A 19,803-nucleotide genomic window follows, 5' to 3' on the forward strand; every position below is an offset into this window, starting at 1 on the left:
TTATTGACCACTGTATCGAGCTCGTCGTTGCTGGATCGTGGGATCCAACGACGTCAGGCTCGCTGTCGGTCTCAGGCGCAATGGGAGCTTCGTCTTCGGGCCTCACATGGCCACGCTCGACGAGAAGCGACCCGTCCGCATCCACGCTGATGAAGACGCCGGCGCGCGCCATGTCTGCCGGATCGAAGCGGACGGAACGCGCCTGCAGCGTTTCGATGGCGGTCTCAAGTTCGCCAAACCGCTGATCGACCTCGTCCGGCAACTCGTCGACTTCCTCATATTGAGCCTGCAGCTTAGCGAACTCACTCCGCAGCGCATCGAGCGTAGCCTGCTCCTCCTTGGACAGCTCGACCGGCGTGCCTTCGAGCTCACGCAAGCCGTTCGCCGCGCCATAGGGGAAACTCACCGCGACTTCGATCCATTTCCAACCCTCGTTGGCGATTTCGTCGGCGATCGTCTTAAGTTTCTCGGTAACGAGGCGGTCGAGCAGTGGTGCGTCCTGCAGCCATCCGCCATCGTCCGACTGGAAGAGGTCGCGCAGTACGTCGCCGCCCGCCGCCTCGTAGGCGTCTAGGCCCACGAAGACGGCCCGCTTGTCGGAAGCGCGCACGGTGTTCTCGGTCAACATGCGGCGGATCTGATATGGTTCTTTCGACCAGCTGTTCTTGATCGCTTCCCAGACCTGCTCCTGTCGAGCGTGGTCGTTGCTGACCGAGAACGCCTCGAGCTGGGCGATGGTCATGCCGTCGTCGGCATAGATGTCGAGGAGCGCTGGCGACACAGCGGTGAGCTTGAGGCGCTGCTTGACGATGTTGACCGAGATGAAGAAGGCCGACGCGATCTCCTCCTCCGACATGCCCTTTTCACGCAGATCCTTGAAGGCTTGATACTGATCGAGCGGATGAAGCGGCGCGTGCTCGATATTCTCCGCAAGCGAGACTTCCTCGGCTAGGACCGAGCTGGACGCATTGCCGACGACGCAGGGAACCGGTGTGGTCCTGGCAAGCCGCTTCTGCTTCACCAGCATTTCAAGTGCGCGGTAGCGGCGTCCGCCAGCCGGTATCTCGAACATGCCGGTCTCGTTGCCGTCGGCATCGAGAACAGGACGAACATGGATGCTCTGGATTAGGCCGCGGCGTGCGATCGAGGCAGCGAGGTCGTCGATCGAGACGCCGGCTTTGATGCGCCGAACGTTGGTCTGGGCAAGCACCAGCTTGTTGAAAGGAATGTCGCGCGCGGACGACAAGGTGATCTTCTGAACGGCTGTGGTCATCTGGGTGCTCCGCGACGGGCGCCGAGAGCCTCTCTCTCAGTCCTGAACCCGTCGCGAAAACCCACTCAAATCTCTCCCTCTCCTTCGCCTGCATGTCGGCCGCCGAAGTCCGTCAGCAGCGGCTCGCAGAAGCCGTTCACCCTCGGGATGCTTTGGCGGCTAGGGCAGCTCGGCATAAGCCGAGATCGGTATATCGACGTCCTCAGGCAGATGGCTGAGGAGCCAGTCAGTTGCTTTGCTGGCTTGGCTGGCGGCGCGCACGATTGCGCGATTGTCCTCTCGTAAAACCTCGAGCCAGGACCCGATGTAGTCGGCATGCCGTACCGTGGGATAGATACCAAGCGCCGCGCAGGCGAAAGCGGCGCTGATCTCGGCCACCAGTTCCTCGAACGCATATTTCTTGGTGCCGAAAGACCCGGAAAGATCACGAGCAAGCCGTGTTGTATGGCCGGTTGCATGACCAAGTTCGTGGAGGGCCGTACGATGCCAGTTAATTGGATCGAAGAAGGCTTGCGGCGGCGGCACCTGAACATAGTCGGGGATTGGCATGTAGCAGGCTCTGCCTCCGCCGATGCGAAACTCAACGCCGGCGGCGTCGATTAGCGCCTTGACCCGCGGCTCGATCAAGCTCTGATCCGGCAGCGGCGGTTGAATAGCGGTCTCGTCAGGCAAATTCTCGCATTGCTGAACATTGAAGACCGTGAAACGCTTGAGGAACGGGATCGCTCGGGCATCCTCGCCATTCTCGCTGGCGCGCTTCTTCTCGTCATCGGGAACAAAGCGATCAGCGTAGACGACAGTGGTACCGCGCTCGCCTTTCCGGACATTTCCACCGAGCAAGATGGCCTGCCGAAAGGTCAGCCAGCTTTGCGTCGGAAACCCCTGTTCGACGACGGCGCCCCAGAGGATAAGCACGTTAATCCCGCTATAGGCTCTGCCGGTGGAGGCGTTTCTCGGCATCGAGAAGGGCGCCTTTGCAGCGGCTGTCCCCCAGGGCTGGACCCAGGGAAAGCGACCGGCCTCCAGCTCGGCGATGATCTTGTTGGTGATATCGTCATAGAGGTTGCTGCGATCGGCGAGGGCGCGGACTGGATCGTTACGACAAGGCATCGCGGTTTCTCCGCGACGGGCGCCGGAGGACTCTCCTCTGGCTCTCAACCCGTCATCGAAAACGCGCTCCTCCTCTGACTTTCGTCGGGAGAAAGGCCGCGCCTCTCTCCCGACCTAAGCAAACAAGGGCGTACAAGGCGGAAGCACCGAAATGCCCGCCAGCGGGACCAAGTCAGTTCGGGCTGGAGAAAGTTCGTGGCCCTGAGACCGGTTCAACAGGGCGGCCGAAGGAGCATCAGCATAGCGCCGACGTCAGGCGGGATGCGGGACCGACAGCCCCCGGCGAAGGGCGCCGTTTGAATCAGTGTTTCTGACATGGATGTCCTTTGCCTCGGTCTACGCACTGAATCCTGGGGTCCTACCGACCGATATGTGCGAAATCGTAGCCCAGAGTATCCCGCACAGCTTTCTGTCGTTCCATCCTCGCGAAGTCTCGGTTTCAATCTTCGCAGCGCCATAAGGAGAGAGCCGCGCGATGACGATTCACACGAAACATGAGACCACACGAACAATTCGCCGCAGGGAACTGCGTGAAATGATACCTCTGGCCGACAGTACGATTTATGAGATGGAACAGCGGGGGCAGTTCCCGCGCCGCTTCGCGCTGACTCCTCGTTGCGTCGTTTGGGACCTGGCCGAGGTCGAAGCGTGGCTGCGTGCTCGCCGGGCGGTACCTATCAGGCGCGCCAAAGCTCCCGATGTAAGCTTGCGAAAGACCAGTCCAGTCAAAGCGCAGGATCGGGCTCGAAGATCGCCATCGTCGGGGGCATAAGGACGACGGGACGTTTTCTTCCCTCAACCCAAGCTTCCACTATATCCGACCATTCTTGCATCATGTGGCGACGCTGCATTTCGTATTCCGCCTTGTTGTAGACGCCGCGGGAGGAGCGACCATCCTCATGGGCGAGGCATTTTTCGATCCAGTCGCTGTTGAACCCTAGTTCATTCAAAAGCGTGGAACCCGTGCGCCGAAGATCGTGCACGGTGAACGGCTCAAGCGGCAGACCTTCATTCTTTGCTTGTTCGACGACCGAATAGGTCACACGATTGAAGGTTGCGCGCGACATTGGCGCATCCGCATCGTATCGCGACGGCAGCACGAAACGTGAGTTTCCCGAACAGGTCTTGAGCGCAATAAAGATGTCGACTGCTTGGCGCGACAGGTAGACGTTATGGGCCTTCGATCGCTTCATCCGTTCCTTTGGGATGGTCCAGACCGCATTTTCGAAATCAACCTCATCCCAGGTGGCGTCCTGAAGCTCGCTCTTTCGCACCATCGTGAACAGGATAAGGCGAAGGCCGAGACGAATGGTGGGCAAAGTGGCGACCTTCTCCAGCACCTTGAGCATGACACGGATTTCGGTTGGAGATAGCGACCGATCTCTTGGGACAAAGTTCGCGATCGATGCCGGCCCGACGTCATCGGCCGGATTGGATACTTTCTCGCCATGGAGAATGGCAAAGCCGTAGATCTGTTTGAGGATATCACGGACATGGATCGCGGTTGCCGGCGCTCCGCGCTCGACGATCTTGGCACATTGGCCGCGGAGATCGTCCGGTGTGATTTCGGTCAGCAGCCGATTGCGCCAAATCGGCAGGAGCTCGCGCTCGAAAATTGATCGACGCATTGATCGCGTGCTGTCTGCCATCGGAGCCGCCGTCAGCCACTTCTCTCCGAACTGGCCAAAGCTTTTGGCTTCTTTCAGCTGCCGTTTGTCTCGTTGCTTCTCGATGGCGGGAGAGCGACCCTCTCTAACCGCTCGACGGGCATCGAGGCATTTTTCTCGGGCCTGAAGGAGAGAGATTCCATCGCGACCGTATTTGCCGAGATAGACGGTCTCCCGACGGCCATTGAGCCTGTAATCCAGCCGGAACGAGATCGCGCCGCTTGGCATAACGCGGACATACATTCCGTCACGGTCCGCCACTTTGTAGATTTTCTCTTTTGGTTTCAATGCTTTGAGAGCGGCGTCCGTCAGCATCCCGACTTGCCTTTCCAAAAAGTACCGTCGTCAGGTTTTTGAGGGCTGGCGGCGGATTTTGCCCTTAAATTTCAGATACTTAGTGTGAAAAAAGTACCGTCAGAAGCCCTCTATGACGTGACGGTACTGTCAAAAAATCATCGTGGCAATATGGGTGAGGTCCGGCAACCGGTACGGCAGATCCAAACGACGCACGCCGATAGCCGGCGAATGTTGCCGGCCAAAACTATTTTTGATTTCAGTGACTTAGATCGAACTCTAGCGCAATTTCGGCGGTGTTCGGATGGGCCTGAATCATTCCCACTCGATGGTGCCCGGGGGCTTCGACGTAACGTCGTAGACGACGCGATTGATGCCTTTCACCTCGTTGATGATGCGGGTGGCGGCGGCGCCCAGGAAGTTCATGTCGTAATGATAGAAATCGGCCGTCATGCCGTCGACCGAGGTCACAGCGCGCAGCGCGCAGACGAATTCGTAGGTGCGGCCGTCGCCCATTACGCCGACGGTCTGCACCGGCAAGAGCACGGCGAAGGCCTGCCAGATGGCATCGTAGAGGCCGGCCTTGCGGATCTCGTCAAGGTAGATGGCGTCGGCCTCGCGCAGGATCTCGAGCTTCTCGCGGGTGATGCCGCCCGGGCAGCGTATGGCGAGGCCAGGACCCGGGAACGGATGGCGGCCGATGAAGCTTTCGGGCAGGCCGAGCTCTCGGCCCAGCGCCCTCACCTCGTCCTTGAACAACTCGCGCAGCGGCTCGACCAGCTTCATGTTCATGCGCTCGGGCAGGCCGCCGACATTGTGATGCGACTTGATCGTCACCGACGGGCCGCCGGAGAAGGAGACGCTTTCGATGACGTCGGGATAGAGCGTGCCCTGCGCCAGGAAGTCGGCGCCGCCAAGTTTCTTCGCCTCTTCCTCGAACACCTCGATGAACAGGCGGCCGATGGTCTTGCGCTTCTTTTCCGGATCGCTCTCGCCTTCCAGCGCCGAAATGAAGCGGTCGGAAGCGTCGACCAGGATCAGCGGCAGGTTGTAATGCTGGCGGAACATCTCCACCACGCTTTTCGCCTCGTCCTTCCGCATCAGGCCGTGGTCGACGAGGATGCAGGTCAACTGATCGCCGACCGCCTCGTGGATCAGGAGCGCAGCGACCGAGGAATCGACGCCGCCCGACAGCGCGCAGATCACCTTGCCCTTGCCGACCTGCTTGCGGATCGCCTCGACCGCCTGCTCGCGATAGGCAGCCATGGTCCAGCCCGTGCTGAGGCCGGCGATATGGTGGACGAAGTTGCTCAGCAGCTTGGCGCCGTCCGGGGTATGGACGACCTCGGGATGGAACTGCACCGCGTAAAACTTCCGTGCCTCGTCGGCAATCGCTGCGAAGGGCGCGCCGGTGGAGATGCCGACGATCTTGAATCCTTCCGGAATGGCGGTGACGCGATCGCCGTGGCTCATCCAGACCTGATGACGCGTGCCCCTGGCCCAGACACCGTCGAACAGCGCGCAGTCGTCCTCGATCTCCAGGAAGGCCCGGCCGAACTCGCGGTGATGGCCGGCCTCGACCTTGCCGCCGAGCTGAGCGCACATCGTCTGTTCGCCATAGCAGATGCCGAGCACCGGAATGCCGGACGAAAAGACCTCGTCGGGCGCGCGGGGCGAGCCGATGTCGACGGTCGAGTGCGGGCTGCCCGATAGGATGACGGCCTTCGGCCGGATGCGGCGGAAGCCCTCTGCGGCTGACTGGAACGGAACGATCTCGCAGTAGACCCCGGCCTCGCGCACGCGTCGCGCGATCAGCTGCGTGACCTGGCTGCCGAAGTCGATGATGAGAACGGTGTCGGGATGTGTCGTCATGGCGAGCCTTTAAAGAAAGAACCGATTCGGCGCAATGGTGCGCGTTGCGACGTTCGGTCTTGCCAAAACGCCTAAAGCGCGTCGCGTCGAACGGGCCCAGGCGACGAGCTTCAAGTTTCGTCTTGATACATGTCGTTCTCCCAAAACCGCTGCGCACTTTTGGGCGACATGCATTAAGTAAGGCCGATCGCGCCGGACGCAATCGCCTGCTCGAGCAGACCTATCGCCGCCGCCAGCTTCTCGTCGATGACGTGCAGATACTCGGTCCAGTCGCCGACATGCCTGAGATCGACCGCGCCGTCGGAAATACCGCGCAGGCCGATCAGCGGCACGCCGAACAGCTGGCAGGCGCGCAGGCAGGCGAAGGTCTCCATGTCGACCATGTCGGCGTCGATCGCGTCATAGGCGGCCCCGGTGACGACGGCGCCTCCGGTCGACAGCGTCGCGGTCCCGATGCCGGGAATGACGAAGGGCAGCGGCACCGTCACGGGCAGGTCGAGGAACGGCGTCGCGCCCTTCGCGAAGCCGAGCGGCGAAGCGTCGATGTCGCGGTAACTCACCGACACGGCCTGGTAGATTTCGGTCTGTTCGAGCGTTCGGCTTCCCGCGGAGCCCAGCGATACGACGAGATCAGGCAGCGCATCCTCGGCCTTCAACGTGGCGAGCTCGGCGCCGAGGCGCACACCGGCCTCGACCGGGCCGACGCCGGTCATCAGCGGCGTGAACAGCTTTTTGAGATGCGGGCCGTATTCGGCCTCGGCCGCCATGACGAAGAGGACGGATTTTTCCCCTATCCGCGCAGCGCTCGCCATGGATCACCCCTCGATGCCGTCGCGGCCGACCACCGTCATCATTGTGCCAGTCATGGTGGCGATCAGCTTGGCCTCGCCATCGGCGGCGAAGGCATAGGCCTGGCCGTCGGCAACAATGATGGTGCGGCCTGGCTTGGTCACCGAGCCGCGGAACAGGAAGCGCTCGCCCTTCCCCGGCGCCAAAAGGTTGACCTTGAATTCGATGGTCAGCACGCTGGAATTCTGCGGCATCAACGAGAAGGCGGCATAGCCGCAGGCCGAGTCCAGCGCGGTCGAGATGACGCCGGCATGCAGGAAGCCGTGCTGCTGGGTGAGCGAAGGGGCATAGGGCATCTCGATCTCGATGATGCCGGGCGTGACCAGCGTCAGCTCCGCGCCGATGGTGGCCATGGCCTTCTGGCGGGCAAAGGAAGTCCTGACGCGATCCTCATAATCGGGAGCGGGTACGATTTTGGCTGCCATGGCCTTCGCCTCATTTTTGCTGGCGAAGCTTATTGCAGAGGCAGGCAGGACAGGCAATCGCTTATGTTGCAGCGCAGCAAATGCCGGCTGCCCTCATGCGACCCTGCGCAGGGCGTGGAAATAGAACCCGTCAGTGCCACTGAGCGCCGGCGACAGCGAGATGCCACCGGCTTCGCCAATACGCGTAGCGCTCTCGTGGCCGGGGAAACGGCCGTCCCAGAGCTGGCGGTGGTCGACCGGCGCGAAGTCGCCGTGGCGCTCGCGGAAGGCTGCGACCTGCTCGCCGTTTTCGGCATCGAACACCGAGCAAGTGATGTAGACCAGCAGCCCGCCGGGACTCACGAAAGCCTGCGCCATGTCGAGGATCGCCTGCTGCTCACCCTTGCGGGCATCGAGCTGTCTGTCCGTCAGCCGCCACTTGGCGTCCGGGCGCCGCCGCCAGGTGCCGCTGCCGGTGCAGGGCGCATCGATCAGCACGAGGTCCATGTGACCGGTGAGCGGCGCGAGTTCCGCAGGCTTGCTTACGACCTGGATGTTGCGGCTGTGCGCGCGGCGGATGCGCTCGAAGATCGGCGCCAGCCGCACCTTTTCCGCATCATGGGCGAAGACCTGGCCGCGATTGTCCATCTCTGCCGAAAGCGCCAGGGTCTTGCCCCCGGCGCCCGCGCAATAGTCGAGCACCTGCATGCCCGGCTCGGCGCCGGCGAGCGTTGCCGCAAGCTGCGAGCCCTCGTCCTGCACCTCGAACCAGCCTTTCTGGAAGGCGGGCTCGGCCTGGACGTTCGGATGCCTGCCGTCGCCATTGATCGGCGGGATGCGGATGCCGTGCGGCGCGATTGCGGCAGCTGCTGCACCGGTGCCCTGGAGTTCCGCCAGCACCTTGCCGCGGTCTGCCTGCAGCGCATTGACCCTGAGGTCCAGCGGCGGGCGCATCGCGAGAGCCGCGCCCTCTTCGACCCAGGCATCGCCATAGGCGTGCTCGAGAAGCGGCGCGCACCAGTCCGGAACATCGGCCCGCACGGCATCCGGCGCATCGGCGAGCCTGCCGGAGGCTGCCGCTTTCAGTTCGGCGGCGCTGAGCAGCGGCGGCGCGAATTTGTCGCCGTCGAGAGCGTCATTCAGCGACCGCGCCGTCTGGCCCCATTCCAGCAGCAACGCGCCGAAGCCGATGGCGCGCGGCGTCTCCTCGCCGAAGAGCCAGCCGGCCGAGCGCTTGCGGCGCAGCGCGTCGTAGACGATGTTGCCGATAGCCGCGCGGTCGCCGCCACCGGCAAAGCGGTGCGACAAGCCCCAGTCGCGCAAGGCGTCGGCCACCGGCCGATGCCGCCGGCCGATGTCTTCAAGCACTTCGATGGCTGCCGCCAGCCTTCCGCCCAGTCTCATTCCTGCTTCCGTCTATCGTTGCTTTCCGCCCTGCTCTTAGAGCCTTTCCGGCTCCGATTGAAACCCTTCTGTTTCGCTGAGGCCAAACGACCTGTCCCATACCATCGCGTCCATGCAACGGACGGAAGGTTCTTTCGCGGCAGTCGGCAGTCAGCGGATAACAAGAAAAGCGCCTCGCACATGAAACTTCTCTAATGTCTTGACTGGCGAATGCAAAGCAAGACCGCTGGCTCAACACTCAGCTTTCCAAGTTTTTCCGGCAGGAATACTCTTTCGTCTGTGATTCGCGACGCGGAAAACGCATTTTGGTGGATCCCTATGAGGAGAGGGCAATGAAAACTTATCTGGCAGAAGTTCTAGGCACGTTTCTGTTGGTGTTCATCGGCACGGCCTCCGTGGTCACGGGCGGCTTCGGCGGCGCGCTGCCGCTCGGACAGGAAGGGATCGGCCTGGCGTTCGGCATCGGCTTGATCGCCGCGGCCTATGCGATCGGCCCGATCTCGGGCGCGCATCTCAATCCGGCGGTGACGCTCGGCGTGTTCCTTGCGGGGCGGATGCCGGCGAGGCAAGTCGTGCCTTACTGGATCGCGCAGATCACCGGCGCCATCATCGCTTCGCTGGCGCTGTGGATCATCGTCACCGGTCAGGCCGGCGGCCACACCGGGGGCTTCGGCGCCAATGGCTGGGACGAGGCGAAATGGGGCATCAGCTCGGCCTTCCTGTGGGAGCTGATCGGCACCTTCACCTTCGTCACCGTCATTCTCGGCGTCACCAACGCCAAGCACATGACGGCCTTTGCCGGCCTGGTGATAGGCCTAACGCTGGCAGGGCTCCACTTTGCCATGATCCCGGTGACGGGCACTTCGGTCAATCCGGCGCGCTCGATCGGCCCGGCGCTGTTTTCGGGCGGCGCGGCGCTCGGCCAGCTCTGGCTGTTCATCGTCGCACCACTGATCGGCGGGGCGATCGCCGGCATCGTCGCCAAGGCTGGCATCTTCGAAAAAGACTGATACCTATTGCAAAAGGCGCGGGCATGAACCCGCGCCTTCTGGGGGGGATGAGACCTAAAGCGCATTGCGATCTTTCAGTTTCGCTCCGTGCGCTTTAGTTGCCTTTGTCCCGAAAGCGGCTCCCACTCTCGGGAGACCTGCTTTACTTCGCGACCAGTTCGAACCGGTCGAGATTCATCACCTTCGTCCACGCCTTCACGAAGTCCTTGACGAACTTCTGCTTGGCATCGGCCGAGCCGTAAACCTCGGCCAGCGCACGCAATTGCGAGTGCGAGCCGAAGATCAGGTCGGCGCGGGTGCCGGTCCACTTGACTTGCTTGGTCTTGCGGTCGCGCGCCTCATAGACCTCATCCGAGTCTGGCTCGGAGCCGGCCGCCGGATCCCAGATGGTCGCCATGCTGAGCAGGTTGATGAAGAAGTCGTTGGTCAGCGTGCCCGGCCTGTCGGTGAACACGCCGTGCTTTGAGCCGCCATGATTGGCGCCGAGCACGCGCAGGCCGCCGACCAGCACCGTCATTTCCGGCGCCGTCAGCGTGAGGAGCTGCGCACGGTCGACCAGCATCGCTTCGACGGACATGGGCAGCCTGCCGCGGACATAGTTGCGGAAGCCGTCGGCCCTCGGCTCGAGTGCCGCGAAGGATTCGACATCGGTCTGCTCCTGCGAAGCGTCCATGCGGCCTGGCGTGAAGGGCACGTTCACCTCATTGCCGCCGTCCTTCGCGGCCTTCTCGATCGCGGCGGCGCCGCCGAGCACGATCAGGTCGGCGAGCGAGATCTTCTTCTCGCCAGCCTGCACTGAGTTGAACTCCTGCTGGATGGCTTCGACCTTCGCCAGCACCTTCGAAAGCTGGGCCGGCTGGTTGACTTCCCAGTCCTTCTGCGGGCTGAGACGGATGCGGCCGCCATTGGCGCCGCCGCGCTTGTCCGAGCCGCGGAAGGTCGAGGCCGAGGCCCAGGCAGTTGAGACCAGTTCAGGAACCGTGAGGCCGGAGGCCAGGATCTTCGCCTTCAGCGCGGCGATATCCTCTTCGCTGACCAGTTCGTGGTCGATCGCCGGAATCGGATCCTGCCAGATCAGCTCTTCCTTCGGCACGAGCGGGCCGAGATAACGAACCACCGGGCCCATGTCGCGATGGGTGAGCTTGAACCAGGCGCGGGCGAAAGCGTCGGCGAACTGGTCCGGGTACTGCTGGAAGCGACGCGAGATCTTCTCATAGGCCGGATCGAAGCGCAGCGCGAGATCGGTGGTGAGCATGGCCGGAGCATGACGCCTGGAGGGATTGTGCGCGTCCGGAACCGTGCCGGCGCCGGCGCCGCCCTTCGGCGTCCACTGATTGGCACCGGCCGGGCTCTTCGTCAGCTCCCATTCGAAGTTGAACAGGTTGTCGAAGAAATTGTTGCTCCATCTGGTCGGCGTCGTGGTCCAGGTGACTTCCAGGCCCGAGGTGATGGCGTCGCCGGCAATGCCGGTGGCATGTTTGCTCGACCAGCCGAGGCCCTGCGCTTCGATGCCGGCACCTTCCGGCTCCACGCCCACCAGCGAGGCATCGCCGGCGCCATGGGTCTTGCCGAAGGTGTGGCCGCCGGCGATCAGCGCCACGGTCTCTTCGTCGTTCATGGCCATACGGCGGAAGGTCTCGCGGATGTCGCGGGCCGCGGCGACCGGATCCGGCTTGCCGTTCGGGCCTTCCGGGTTGACGTAGATCAGGCCCATCTGAACGGCGCCGAGATGGCCCTGCAGTTCACGGTCGCCGGAATAGCGCTGGTCGTCCAGCCACTTCGTTTCGGAGCCCCAATCCACGTCCTGCTCCGGCTCCCACACGTCGGCACGGCCGCCGGCGAAGCCGAAGGTCTTGAAACCCATCGATTCCAGCGCGACGTTGCCGGCAAGGATCATCAGGTCAGCCCAGGAGATCTTGCGGCCGTATTTCTGTTTGACCGGCCACAGCAGCCGGCGTGCCTTGTCGAGATTGGCATTGTCCGGCCAGCTGTTCAGCGGCGCGAACCGCTGCTGGCCGGCACCGGCGCCGCCACGCCCGTCGCCGATGCGATAGGTGCCGGCACTGTGCCAGGCCATGCGGATGAAGAGCGGTCCGTAATGGCCGAAATCGGCCGGCCACCAGTCCTGCGAGTCGGTCATCACATGGTGCAGGTCCTTGATCACGGCATCGAGATCGAGGCTCCGGAATTCCGTGGCATAGTCGAAATCCTCGCTCATCGGGTCCGAGAGGCTCGACTGCTGATGAAGAACGGCGAGGTCGAGTAGATTCGGCCACCAATCCCGATTGGTCCTGCCGGCGGATCCATGCGCCACGGGGCATTTGCCAGCGCTGTTGTCGTCGGTTTTCGCGTCCATCTTACTCTCCAGGTTTTGATTTTTCCGAGATTGATTCTGCGCAGATTTCGGGGCCGACCAGCGGCCGCGCCAATCTGGAATGATTCCAGCCTAGGCCGGCTTGGCGATAAAGACAAATTGCCTTTCCTGTTCGTTTTGATAAGCCTTCCTTATGATCGGCCTCACCGTGCGACAGATGCTTTATTTCGACGCGCTGGCGCAGACGCTGCATTTCGGCCGCGCCGCGAAGCTTGCCGGCGTCAGCCAGCCGGCGCTCTCCGGCCAGATCGCCGAAATGGAAGAGCGGCTGAACTGTCTTCTGTTCGAGCGCGGCGGCAGGACGGTGCGGATGACGGACGAAGCGCTTGTGCTGCAGCCGCGCATCGAGCGCATTCTTGCCGATATACGTGACGTCGAGACGACCGCCCGGCGCGGTCGCCCCGCGATGGAAGGCCGCTTCCGGCTGGGCATCATCCCGACCGTAGCGCCCTATCTCCTGCCGCGGGTCCTGCCGGAATTGAAGAAGCATTTCCCGGGCCTGCAGCTCGAACTGCGCGAGGCGCTGACGGCATCGTTGGTCGAGGACAATGTCTCGGGCAAGCTCGACGCTTTCATCGCCGCGCTGCCGCTCGACCATCCAGGGCTCGTCACGGAAGAGCTCTTCCCGGACCGCTTCTTCCTTGCGGTCCCCGCCGGCGATCCGGCTTTCGCCTCGCCGCCCGTGCCGCCGGAAAGCCCGGCGCTGGAACGGCTGATGCTGCTCGAGGAAGGCCATTGCCTGCGCGAACAGGCTCTGGCCGTCTGTGGCAATGTTCGACCGGTGGCGATGGCAAGCTATGGCGCCACCAGTCTCACCACCCTCTTGCAGATGGTGGCGCATGGGCTGGGCGTGACGCTGGTTCCGGAAATGGCGGCAAACGCCGCGGGCGTCATGCCGGACCTGAAGATCGTGCCGTTCCAGGAGCCGATGCCGCAGCGCATGATCTGCCTCGCATGGCGGCGCAACAAAGTGCGCCAGGACGAATGCGTGGAACTGGCAAAGATCATACGGGGATTGGATCAGGCGGTGCTGGCGAGCTGACCCTGGATTCTGAACTTTCCCAATCTCAGTTCTCAGCCAACGCCTGGTATCGGAAGCTTCTGCTGCTTACCCGAGCTAACGCTGCCCGCTTCTGAAATGCGATAGTGCGGTTCCAACCTCGTGTTCTCTATCCTGCGTTCGATTACCACCCTTCACGGCACAAATATGAGAAATACGTAGGTAAAGAACACCACAATATGAACCATTCCGGTCAGGAATGTCGTTCTTTCGGTGCTAAAGCTTACGCTGCAAATGAAAAGCGCCAGCGCCAAAAGTACCGCATCAGCCGCCGGAAGCCCGAGCGTCAACCCTCGGCCTGTCAGCAGGCTGGCGGCCGCCACCGCCGGTATCGTCAGACCGATGGTGGCGCAGGCCGAACCCATCGCAACGTTGAGGCCGCGCTGCAGCTCATTGTTGAGCGAGGCGCGAACCGCCGAAATGGCCTCCGGCATCAAAACCAGCCCGGCGATCATCGCTCCCACGATACTGTCGGCCTGGGTCACCTGGTAGGCAACGAGCGTATCCTCGACACCGGCGGCGACCTGCTCGGCCAGCATGACGATGCCGATCAGCCCGCTCACCAGCAGCAGAACGCCGACAGAAAGGCTTTCGTGAAGGGCAGTTCGCATCGAAACCTCGTGCGCCTGTTCCTGGACGAAGTCGTCCCGGTGCCGAACGGTCTGGGCGAACACGAAGCTTGCATAGAGCAGCACTGAAAGGACGCTCACAAAACCAAGCTGGCCTGCCGAAAACGTGCCAGGATCCGTCGTCTGGGTGTAGGTCGGCAGGACAAGCGTCATGACAGTCAGCGCGATCAGAACCGCGAGATACGCGCTGGTCCCTTGCCGAACGATTGCCTGCTTGCGATGACGCCAGCCGCCAAGCGTGAGACACGTTCCGACGACGCCGGTAGAGATAATCATCACCGTCGAGAAGACGGACTCGCGCGCCAATGTCGGGTTGTTCTCTCCATGCAGCATCATGGAAACGATGATCGACACTTCGATTGCCGTCACGGCAAAGGTCAGCACCAACGTCCCGTACGGCTCCCCCACGCGCCGGGCCACTGCCTCGGCGTGGTCGAGCACCACGAAAATGGTGATGAACATGATCGCACTCGAAAGCGCTCCAACGACAATCCTGATGTTCAGCGAACCTTCGTCCACCGAAAGGCCGCTGGCTCTGACCGCGACAGCCATCACCAGGGCGGCCAATGGCATCGTGTAGGAAGTCACCGACCGCGCGAAACCAGTCATTGAAGCCCCTGCGTTTCCGCGAATTTAGCGGAAAAGCCTGTGGGAAACACCCCAGCCGACATCATTGCGAAGTGGACGGACCGATCGCCCGGCGTTCGACTTCTTCCGGGAAGCCGATCCGCTGCTGCCGAGGATGCGCGAGGAGTTGCGGCGCCGGCTGTTCCAGCGCACCGAAACGTCGAGATGCCATGGTCTTACGCCGTTTCCCGCGCCGGCAATCACCGTCCTCACAGCACCCGCGACAGGAATTCACGCGTGCGTGGCGTGCTCCCACTTGCCGGTCTGGGCGATGCGGCTTTAGGACACGATCGAACGGCTTCTGGCATCGACGGTGTCAATCGCCTTGCGAACCGCCGTGCAGAATTTTCGCAAAAGTTCCGGCTCGTTCCCCAGCCGCTGGCGCAGGGAGAAGGGTATCTCCAGCTGCGCTCCTTTGCCGGTCAATCCACGATTGACGATGTTCAAATCGCCGATGCCTGGAAAAATATGGTTGTCCGTTTTGGTGTTGAAGCCGGCTTCCTGGAGGCGCCGAACTATCTCTGTAATCAGCGCGGCATCCTTGCCGCCCATATAGATTGTCGAGGGATCGTCCCGATCTTGGCGACCATGGATAGCAACGACAATCGACTTCGCCCGCACCAAGTCGAGCGCGGATTCCTCGTCAAAGTTATTTGACGTTATGTGCAACTCGCGATTGTTGTGCGGCATCAGTCCTTCAAAGCAATACAGATCCAGATCGCTCCCTGCCACCGTCTCGGCAATCAGGGAAGTGCGGGGCTCGATTTTCCCACCGTGCGGGGCGAGGACGATCGCATTGCCGGTTCGAGCGCCACGCCGCACGACGATGCGATAGTCCACGTTTTCGATTTTGGCGGCCTTCAGCGCCGCAAAATTTGGGAACTCGTTGTCCATAATCCCATCCAAACGCGTGGTCGGCAGTTCGTGCTTCGAGCGCGTTTTGCGAAGGCTGAATATTTCCGGATCAATCCCGCCTCACGCCGTCTTCTGCGCCACCAGCCCCAGTTCCTCCACCATTGCCTCGCGCATCAGGAATTTCTGCGGCTTGCCGGTCACCGTCATTGGCAGCTCGGTGCGGAAGCGGATGTAGCGCGGCACCTTGTAATGCGCGATCTGGCCGCTGCAGAAGGCCTTGATCTCCTCAGCGGTGGCGATCTGGCCGGGCTTCAGCACGATCCAGGCGCAGATCTCCTCGCCATATTTGTCGTCGGGAATGCCGAAGACCTGCACTTCCTTGATCTTGGGGTGGCGGTAGAGGAATTCCTCGACCTCGCGCGGATAGACGTTCTCGCCACCGCGGATCACCATGTCCTTCACCCGGCCGACAATGTTGCAATAGCCCTCCGCGTCGATCGTCGCGAGGTCGCCGGTGTGCATCCAGCCGTCAGCGTCGATCGCCTCGCGGGTTTTTTCCGCGTCGTCCCAATAGCCCTTCATCACCGAATAGCCGCGTGTGCAGAGCTCGCCCGGCTCGCCGACCGGGACGGTAGCGCCATCGGCGCCGATCGCCTTGACCTCGACATGCGGATGGATGCGGCCGACCGTGGAGACGCGTTTTTCCAGCGGGTCGTCGACGCTGCTCTGGAAAGAAACCGGACTGGTCTCGGTCATGCCATAGGCAATGGTCACTTGCGCCATATGCATCAGCAACACCACCTTCTTCATCACCTCTATCGGGCATGGCGAGCCGGCCATGATGCCGGTGCGCAGGCTGGAGAGGTCGAAGCTAGAGAAATCGGCATGATCGAGCATGGCGACGAACATGGTCGGCACGCCATAAAGGCCGGTGCAACGTTCCTGCGCGACGGCTCTGAGCGTCGCGCCCGCGTCAAAACCTTCGCCCGGGAAGACCATCGTGGCGCCTTTGGTGACGCAGCCCATCGTGCCCATCGACATGCCGAAGCAATGATAGAGCGGCACAGGGATGCAGAGCCGGTCGTCGACGGTGAGCTCGATCGCCGAGGTGACGAAGCTGCCGTTGTTGACGATGTTCAAATGGGTGAGGGTCGCGCCCTTCGGCGCGCCCGTCGTTCCGCTGGTGAACTGAATGTTGATGGCGTCGCCGGGCTTCAGGCTTTCGGAGATGCGATCGAGGCTGTCATGCTCGTCGCGTCCGGCCATTGCCAGCACATCGCCGAAATTGAACATGCCGGGCGAGTTGTCCTCGCCCATACGGATGACGATCTTCAGCGACGGCAGCTTCTTTGCCTCGAGCTTGCCGGGCTCGGCCTTGGCGATCTCCGGCGCCAGCGTCTCGATCATGCCGAGATAGTCGGAGGTCTTGAAGCTGACCGCCGTGACCAGCGCCTTGCAACCGACCTTGTTGAGCGCATATTCCAGCTCGCTGAGCCGGTAGGCCGGGTTGATGTTGACCAGGATCAGGCCGATGCGCGCGGTGGCGAACTGCGTCACCAGCCATTCCCAGCGGTTGGGCGACCAGATGCCGACGCGATCGCCCTTCTCCAGGCCGAGCGCCAGGAAGCCGGCGGCCAGCGCGTCGACCGCATCCGACAGCTCGCTCCAGGTGAAGCGCTTGTCTTGCCCGACGAAGACGGCGGCATCGAGCGTGGCGTATCTGCTCACCGTATCGGAGAAGAGTTCCGGAATGGTTTTGTCGAGCAACGGCGCCGAACGGTCGCCCGAGACATGCGCCCTGCCGTCCATCGGAGCAATGAAGGTGCCATGCGTTCCGCGCCCGCGCAGATTGGTGGCGTTCATGAGCTCGTCGAGTTTGATCGCCATCGCCGTCTCCTCCCGGGATGAGCCAGCCTATCAGCCTGCCGGGACGGTGGAAACCCGCCGAAGGTACCGGTTAAGCGACCAGCGCAGCCATCTTCGCTGCGATGCCACGCAACTGTGCCTCATCGGCCGCGTCGCGGACCTTCCTGGAAGCAACGAGACAGGCTTGTGACTTCAGGATTATTCCATCGCCCAGCACCTTGAGATGGTTGGCGCGCAGCGTCGAGCCGGTGGTGGTGATGTCGACGATGACGTCGGCAAGGCCGGCCGCCGGTGCGCCTTCAGTGGCGCCGAGGCTTTCGACGATGCGGTAGACCTGGATGCCGTGCTTCAGCGAAAAGAACTGCTGGGTCAGCCGCCAGTACTTGGTGGCGATCCTGAGCCGCCGGCCATGACGCTGGCGGAAATCGGCGGCGACGTCGTCGAGATCGGCCATGGTATCGACGTCGAGCCAGATATCCGGCACCGCCACGACGACATCGGCATGACCGAAGCCGAGACGGGCAACGATCTCGGCGCGCGCTTCCCAGTCGGCGAGGTTCTCGCGCAGCAGATCCTCGCCGGTGATGCCGAGATCGACCGCGCCCTGGCCGATCTCGCCGGCGATCTCGGACGCGGAGAGGAAGGCCACCTCGACATTGTCGAAGCCCTCGATCCGGGCGCGGTATTTGCGGTCGTCCTCGGGCAGGGTGACCGCCAGTCCGGCCTTGGCCAGGACTTCAAGCGATTGCTCCTTGAGACGGCCCTTGGATGGGATCGCCAGCGTGATCATCGCGCGGGCTCCCGCAATGCTTCGATGCGGTCGAGCCAGACCGAGAAACCGACGCCGGGGATAGGCTTCTGCGCGCCGAGCAGCGTCAGCAGCCGATCGTAACGACCGCCGCCCACCAGCGGACGGTCGCCGCCCTGGGCAGCAATCTCGAAGACGAGACCGGTATAGTAATCGAGCGGACGACCGAAGGCGGCGTCGTAGCGGATCTTTTCGACCGGCAGGCCATGCGCCGCGATCGCCTCGGCGCGGGCGGCGAAATTTTCGAGCGCCGCGCCAAGGGACAGGCCGGCATCGGCGGCGAATTTTTCCAGCGCCTCAGTTGCTCCGCCCAGCGCGACGTCGATCTCGAGAAAACCCTTCAACGCCGAGAAGGCCTCGTCGGACAGCCGCACGCTGCGCAGTTGCGCCTTCTCGATCAGCCGCCGCGCGATGTCGGCCGGGGCGCGGCCCGAGGAGGCCGACAGCCCGGCCTCTTCCATGCCGGCGGCGATATAAGCGGCGAGGCCGTCGGTATCGCTGTCGAGCACCAGCAAGGCCACCGGACCCGACAGCTGGCTGTTGCGCGGCGGATTGGCGAGGTCGGCAAGGGCCGCTTCCAGCATCGACGCCGAGCCGAAGGCGCGGGCGAGGCGCATGCGCCAGCCACGCGGCAGGCCGAGCGCGGCCAGCACCGCCTCGAACAAGGTCTGGTCGCCGAGCGTGATGGCGAGCGGCACGCTGGGCAGCACCAGCGAGAGCAGCGCGTGCGCGTCGGCCAGCGAACGCGCGTCAGCGGCGGCGGTATCACGATCGCCGAGATCCTCGATGCCGGCCTGGAAGAACTCGTTGCCGCCCTCGCGGCGCTGTCGGAACACCTCGCCGAGATAGGAATAGCGCCGCGGCGTGCCGGCCTGGCTGGCGATGTGGTCGAGGCAGACCGGAATGGTGAATTCGGGCCTGAGGCAGAGCGTCTTGCCGGTCTCGCTCTCGGTCAGGAAGATGCGGCGGCGCAGGTCTTCGCCCGCCATGTCGAGGAACGGATCGGCCGGCTGCAGCACGGCCACCTCGACGGCGTGGGTGTCGCGTTCGGCGAACAGCTTTGCGATGTCGGCGGCGATGGCTGGATAGCGGGAAGTCATAAGCCGCCACCTTCCCTTCTCCCCTTGTGAGAGAAGGTGGATCGGCGCGCAGCGCCGAGACGGATGAGGGGTGCTGGGCGGAATACTGAGGTGAGCGCTCTACGGCGCCCCCCTCTGTCCTGCCGGACATCTCCCCCACGGGGGGGGAGATTGGCAGTTGCGCCGACGGCGCTTCTTTTAGGTGGCTGGCGATTCGGGAAAGCAAAGGTGACGTCCGATCTGCCCCCAAGTGGGGGAGATGTCCGGCAGGACAGAGGGGGGCGCGAAGGAACGCGGCCTTTACTTCCCACGTGCCCGCTCCTCGGCCTGCGCTGCCAGGATCTTCTTCACCTCGGCGACCAGCTCGCTCTCCGCCACCGTCACCTGCGCCGGGCGCGCGGCGCGCCATTCGGCGTTATCGGTGATCTCGGCCGACAGGCGCGCGCCTTCGATCAGGTCCTTGATCTGCACCTCGCCCTTGACGCGCTCGTCGCCGCCCTGGATCACGGCGACCGGGCTGCCGCGGCGGTCGGCATATTTGAGCTGCGCCTTCATACCGGCGCCGCCGAGATACATCTCCGAGCGAATGCCGGCGGCGCGCAGATCGGCGACCATCTTCTGG

At 63.0% G+C, this 19,803-nt stretch carries 18 protein-coding genes; 4 read left to right on the forward strand and 14 right to left on the reverse strand.

From position 1 onward, the window contains the following. Together EOA32_RS15815 and EOA32_RS15820 are read right to left on the reverse strand one after the other, a co-directional pair. Positions 1–1,273 (reverse strand): ParB/RepB/Spo0J family partition protein (locus tag EOA32_RS15815; RefSeq protein ID WP_145971302.1); only part of this gene is annotated, 1,273 nt, incomplete at its 3' end. A 159-nt stretch (positions 1,274–1,432) separates the two neighbouring features. After that, positions 1,433–2,383, reverse strand: coding sequence for a zincin-like metallopeptidase domain-containing protein (locus EOA32_RS15820; protein ID WP_128372250.1), 951 nt, complete (start codon positions 2,381–2,383; stop codon positions 1,433–1,435). Positions 2,384–2,858: 475 nt separating this feature from the next. Between EOA32_RS15820 and EOA32_RS15825 the strand changes: the two genes are divergently transcribed. After that, positions 2,859–3,155: an AlpA family phage regulatory protein gene (locus tag EOA32_RS15825; protein WP_095832278.1), complete on the forward strand. Its 297-nt coding sequence runs from the start codon at positions 2,859–2,861 to the stop codon at positions 3,153–3,155. Here EOA32_RS15825 and EOA32_RS15830 read toward each other — a convergent pair. The 5 genes from EOA32_RS15830 to EOA32_RS15850 all read right to left on the reverse strand — a co-directional run bounded on the left by EOA32_RS15830 (position 3,109) and on the right by EOA32_RS15850 (position 8,873). Then, complete coding sequence (locus tag EOA32_RS15830) at positions 3,109–4,365, reverse strand: site-specific integrase (protein ID WP_128372251.1); 1,257 nt, start codon at positions 4,363–4,365, stop codon at positions 3,109–3,111. The two genes, EOA32_RS15825 and EOA32_RS15830, sit on opposite strands and share 47 nt — an antisense overlap. 294 nt (positions 4,366–4,659) lie before the next feature. Beyond that, complete coding sequence (guaA, locus tag EOA32_RS15835) at positions 4,660–6,216, reverse strand: glutamine-hydrolyzing GMP synthase (protein WP_128372252.1); 1,557 nt, start codon at positions 6,214–6,216, stop codon at positions 4,660–4,662. Between the two features lie 173 nt (positions 6,217–6,389). Further along, positions 6,390–7,028, reverse strand: coding sequence for a 5'-methylthioadenosine/S-adenosylhomocysteine nucleosidase (locus EOA32_RS15840; RefSeq protein ID WP_128372253.1), 639 nt, complete (start codon positions 7,026–7,028; stop codon positions 6,390–6,392). 3 nt (positions 7,029–7,031) lie between these two features. After that, positions 7,032–7,490, reverse strand: a complete 459-nt coding sequence (locus EOA32_RS15845; protein ID WP_066989431.1) for a PaaI family thioesterase — start codon at positions 7,488–7,490, stop codon at positions 7,032–7,034. Between the two features lie 93 nt (positions 7,491–7,583). Then, on the reverse strand, positions 7,584–8,873 hold the full coding sequence (locus tag EOA32_RS15850; RefSeq protein WP_128372254.1) for an RsmB/NOP family class I SAM-dependent RNA methyltransferase: 1,290 nt from the start codon (positions 8,871–8,873) through the stop codon (positions 7,584–7,586). Between the two features lie 332 nt (positions 8,874–9,205). Between EOA32_RS15850 and EOA32_RS15855 the strand changes: the two genes are divergently transcribed. Further along, positions 9,206–9,883, forward strand: coding sequence for an aquaporin (locus tag EOA32_RS15855; RefSeq protein WP_128372255.1), 678 nt, complete (start codon positions 9,206–9,208; stop codon positions 9,881–9,883). Positions 9,884–10,025: 142 nt separating this feature from the next. Here the strand turns inward: EOA32_RS15855 and katG are convergent, their stop codons facing one another. Then, complete coding sequence (gene katG / locus EOA32_RS15860; protein WP_128372256.1) at positions 10,026–12,239, reverse strand: catalase/peroxidase HPI; 2,214 nt, start codon at positions 12,237–12,239, stop codon at positions 10,026–10,028. Positions 12,240–12,390: 151 nt separating this feature from the next. On the opposite strand from katG, the gene EOA32_RS15865 reads away from it, so the two are divergent. After that, complete coding sequence (locus tag EOA32_RS15865; RefSeq protein ID WP_128372257.1) at positions 12,391–13,299, forward strand: hydrogen peroxide-inducible genes activator; 909 nt, start codon at positions 12,391–12,393, stop codon at positions 13,297–13,299. Positions 13,300–13,451: 152 nt separating this feature from the next. Here the strand turns inward: EOA32_RS15865 and EOA32_RS15870 are convergent, their stop codons facing one another. Continuing rightward, entirely contained in the window at positions 13,452–14,408 is a 957-nt protein-coding gene (locus EOA32_RS15870) for a calcium:proton antiporter (protein WP_245499293.1), read from the reverse strand. Between EOA32_RS15870 and EOA32_RS40590 the strand changes: the two genes are divergently transcribed. Continuing rightward, positions 14,401–14,526, forward strand: coding sequence for a hypothetical protein (locus EOA32_RS40590; RefSeq protein ID WP_281014254.1), 126 nt, complete (start codon positions 14,401–14,403; stop codon positions 14,524–14,526). The two genes, EOA32_RS15870 and EOA32_RS40590, sit on opposite strands and share 8 nt — an antisense overlap. A 326-nt stretch (positions 14,527–14,852) precedes the next feature. Here EOA32_RS40590 and EOA32_RS15875 read toward each other — a convergent pair whose 3' ends face one another. The 5 genes from EOA32_RS15875 to EOA32_RS15895 all read right to left on the reverse strand — a co-directional run. After that, a complete protein-coding gene (locus EOA32_RS15875) occupies positions 14,853–15,467 on the reverse strand; it encodes a poly-gamma-glutamate hydrolase family protein (protein ID WP_128372259.1) in 615 nt (204 codons plus the stop codon). Positions 15,468–15,548: 81 nt separating this feature from the next. Further along, positions 15,549–17,315, reverse strand: a complete 1,767-nt coding sequence (locus EOA32_RS15880; protein WP_095826942.1) for an AMP-binding protein — start codon at positions 17,313–17,315, stop codon at positions 15,549–15,551. Positions 17,316–17,385: 70 nt separating this feature from the next. Further along, positions 17,386–18,084 (reverse strand): ATP phosphoribosyltransferase, encoded by a 699-nt coding sequence (hisG, locus tag EOA32_RS15885; RefSeq protein WP_095832269.1) that lies wholly within the window; start codon positions 18,082–18,084, stop codon positions 17,386–17,388. After that, positions 18,081–19,202: an ATP phosphoribosyltransferase regulatory subunit gene (locus EOA32_RS15890; RefSeq protein WP_128372260.1), complete on the reverse strand. Its 1,122-nt coding sequence runs from the start codon at positions 19,200–19,202 to the stop codon at positions 18,081–18,083. The genes hisG and EOA32_RS15890 overlap by 4 nt, the downstream gene beginning before the upstream one ends. A gap of 279 nt (positions 19,203–19,481) precedes the next feature. Continuing rightward, a partial coding sequence (locus EOA32_RS15895; protein ID WP_245499294.1) for a His/Gly/Thr/Pro-type tRNA ligase C-terminal domain-containing protein occupies positions 19,482–19,803 on the reverse strand: 322 nt, incomplete at its 5' end.

It is taken from the genome of Mesorhizobium sp. M1A.F.Ca.ET.072.01.1.1 (genome assembly GCF_004023325.1).
GTDB lineage: Bacteria > Pseudomonadota > Alphaproteobacteria > Rhizobiales > Rhizobiaceae > Mesorhizobium.

Bases quoted from the DNA above. Each gene is read 5' to 3' on its own strand.
- EOA32_RS15840 (WP_128372253.1), bottom strand. From the start codon at position 7,028: ATGGCGAGCGCTGCGCGGATAGGGGAAAAATCCGTCCTCTTCGTCATG.
- EOA32_RS15825 (WP_095832278.1), top strand. From the start codon at position 2,859: ATGACGATTCACACGAAACATGAGACCACACGAACAATTCGCCGCAGG.
- EOA32_RS15850 (WP_128372254.1), bottom strand. From the start codon at position 8,873: ATGAGACTGGGCGGAAGGCTGGCGGCAGCCATCGAAGTGCTTGAAGAC.
- guaA (WP_128372252.1), bottom strand. From the start codon at position 6,216: ATGACGACACATCCCGACACCGTTCTCATCATCGACTTCGGCAGCCAG.
- EOA32_RS15865 (WP_128372257.1), top strand. From the start codon at position 12,391: ATGATCGGCCTCACCGTGCGACAGATGCTTTATTTCGACGCGCTGGCG.
- hisG (WP_095832269.1), bottom strand. From the start codon at position 18,084: ATGATCACGCTGGCGATCCCATCCAAGGGCCGTCTCAAGGAGCAATCG.
- EOA32_RS15875 (WP_128372259.1), bottom strand. From the start codon at position 15,467: ATGGACAACGAGTTCCCAAATTTTGCGGCGCTGAAGGCCGCCAAAATC.
- katG (WP_128372256.1), bottom strand. From the start codon at position 12,239: ATGGACGCGAAAACCGACGACAACAGCGCTGGCAAATGCCCCGTGGCG.
- EOA32_RS15870 (WP_245499293.1), bottom strand. From the start codon at position 14,408: ATGTTCATCACCATTTTCGTGGTGCTCGACCACGCCGAGGCAGTGGCC.
- EOA32_RS15820 (WP_128372250.1), bottom strand. From the start codon at position 2,383: ATGCCTTGTCGTAACGATCCAGTCCGCGCCCTCGCCGATCGCAGCAAC.
- EOA32_RS40590 (WP_281014254.1), top strand. From the start codon at position 14,401: ATGAACATGATCGCACTCGAAAGCGCTCCAACGACAATCCTGATGTTC.
- EOA32_RS15845 (WP_066989431.1), bottom strand. From the start codon at position 7,490: ATGGCAGCCAAAATCGTACCCGCTCCCGATTATGAGGATCGCGTCAGG.
- EOA32_RS15880 (WP_095826942.1), bottom strand. From the start codon at position 17,315: ATGGCGATCAAACTCGACGAGCTCATGAACGCCACCAATCTGCGCGGG.
- EOA32_RS15890 (WP_128372260.1), bottom strand. From the start codon at position 19,202: ATGACTTCCCGCTATCCAGCCATCGCCGCCGACATCGCAAAGCTGTTC.
- EOA32_RS15830 (WP_128372251.1), bottom strand. From the start codon at position 4,365: ATGCTGACGGACGCCGCTCTCAAAGCATTGAAACCAAAAGAGAAAATC.
- EOA32_RS15855 (WP_128372255.1), top strand. From the start codon at position 9,206: ATGAAAACTTATCTGGCAGAAGTTCTAGGCACGTTTCTGTTGGTGTTC.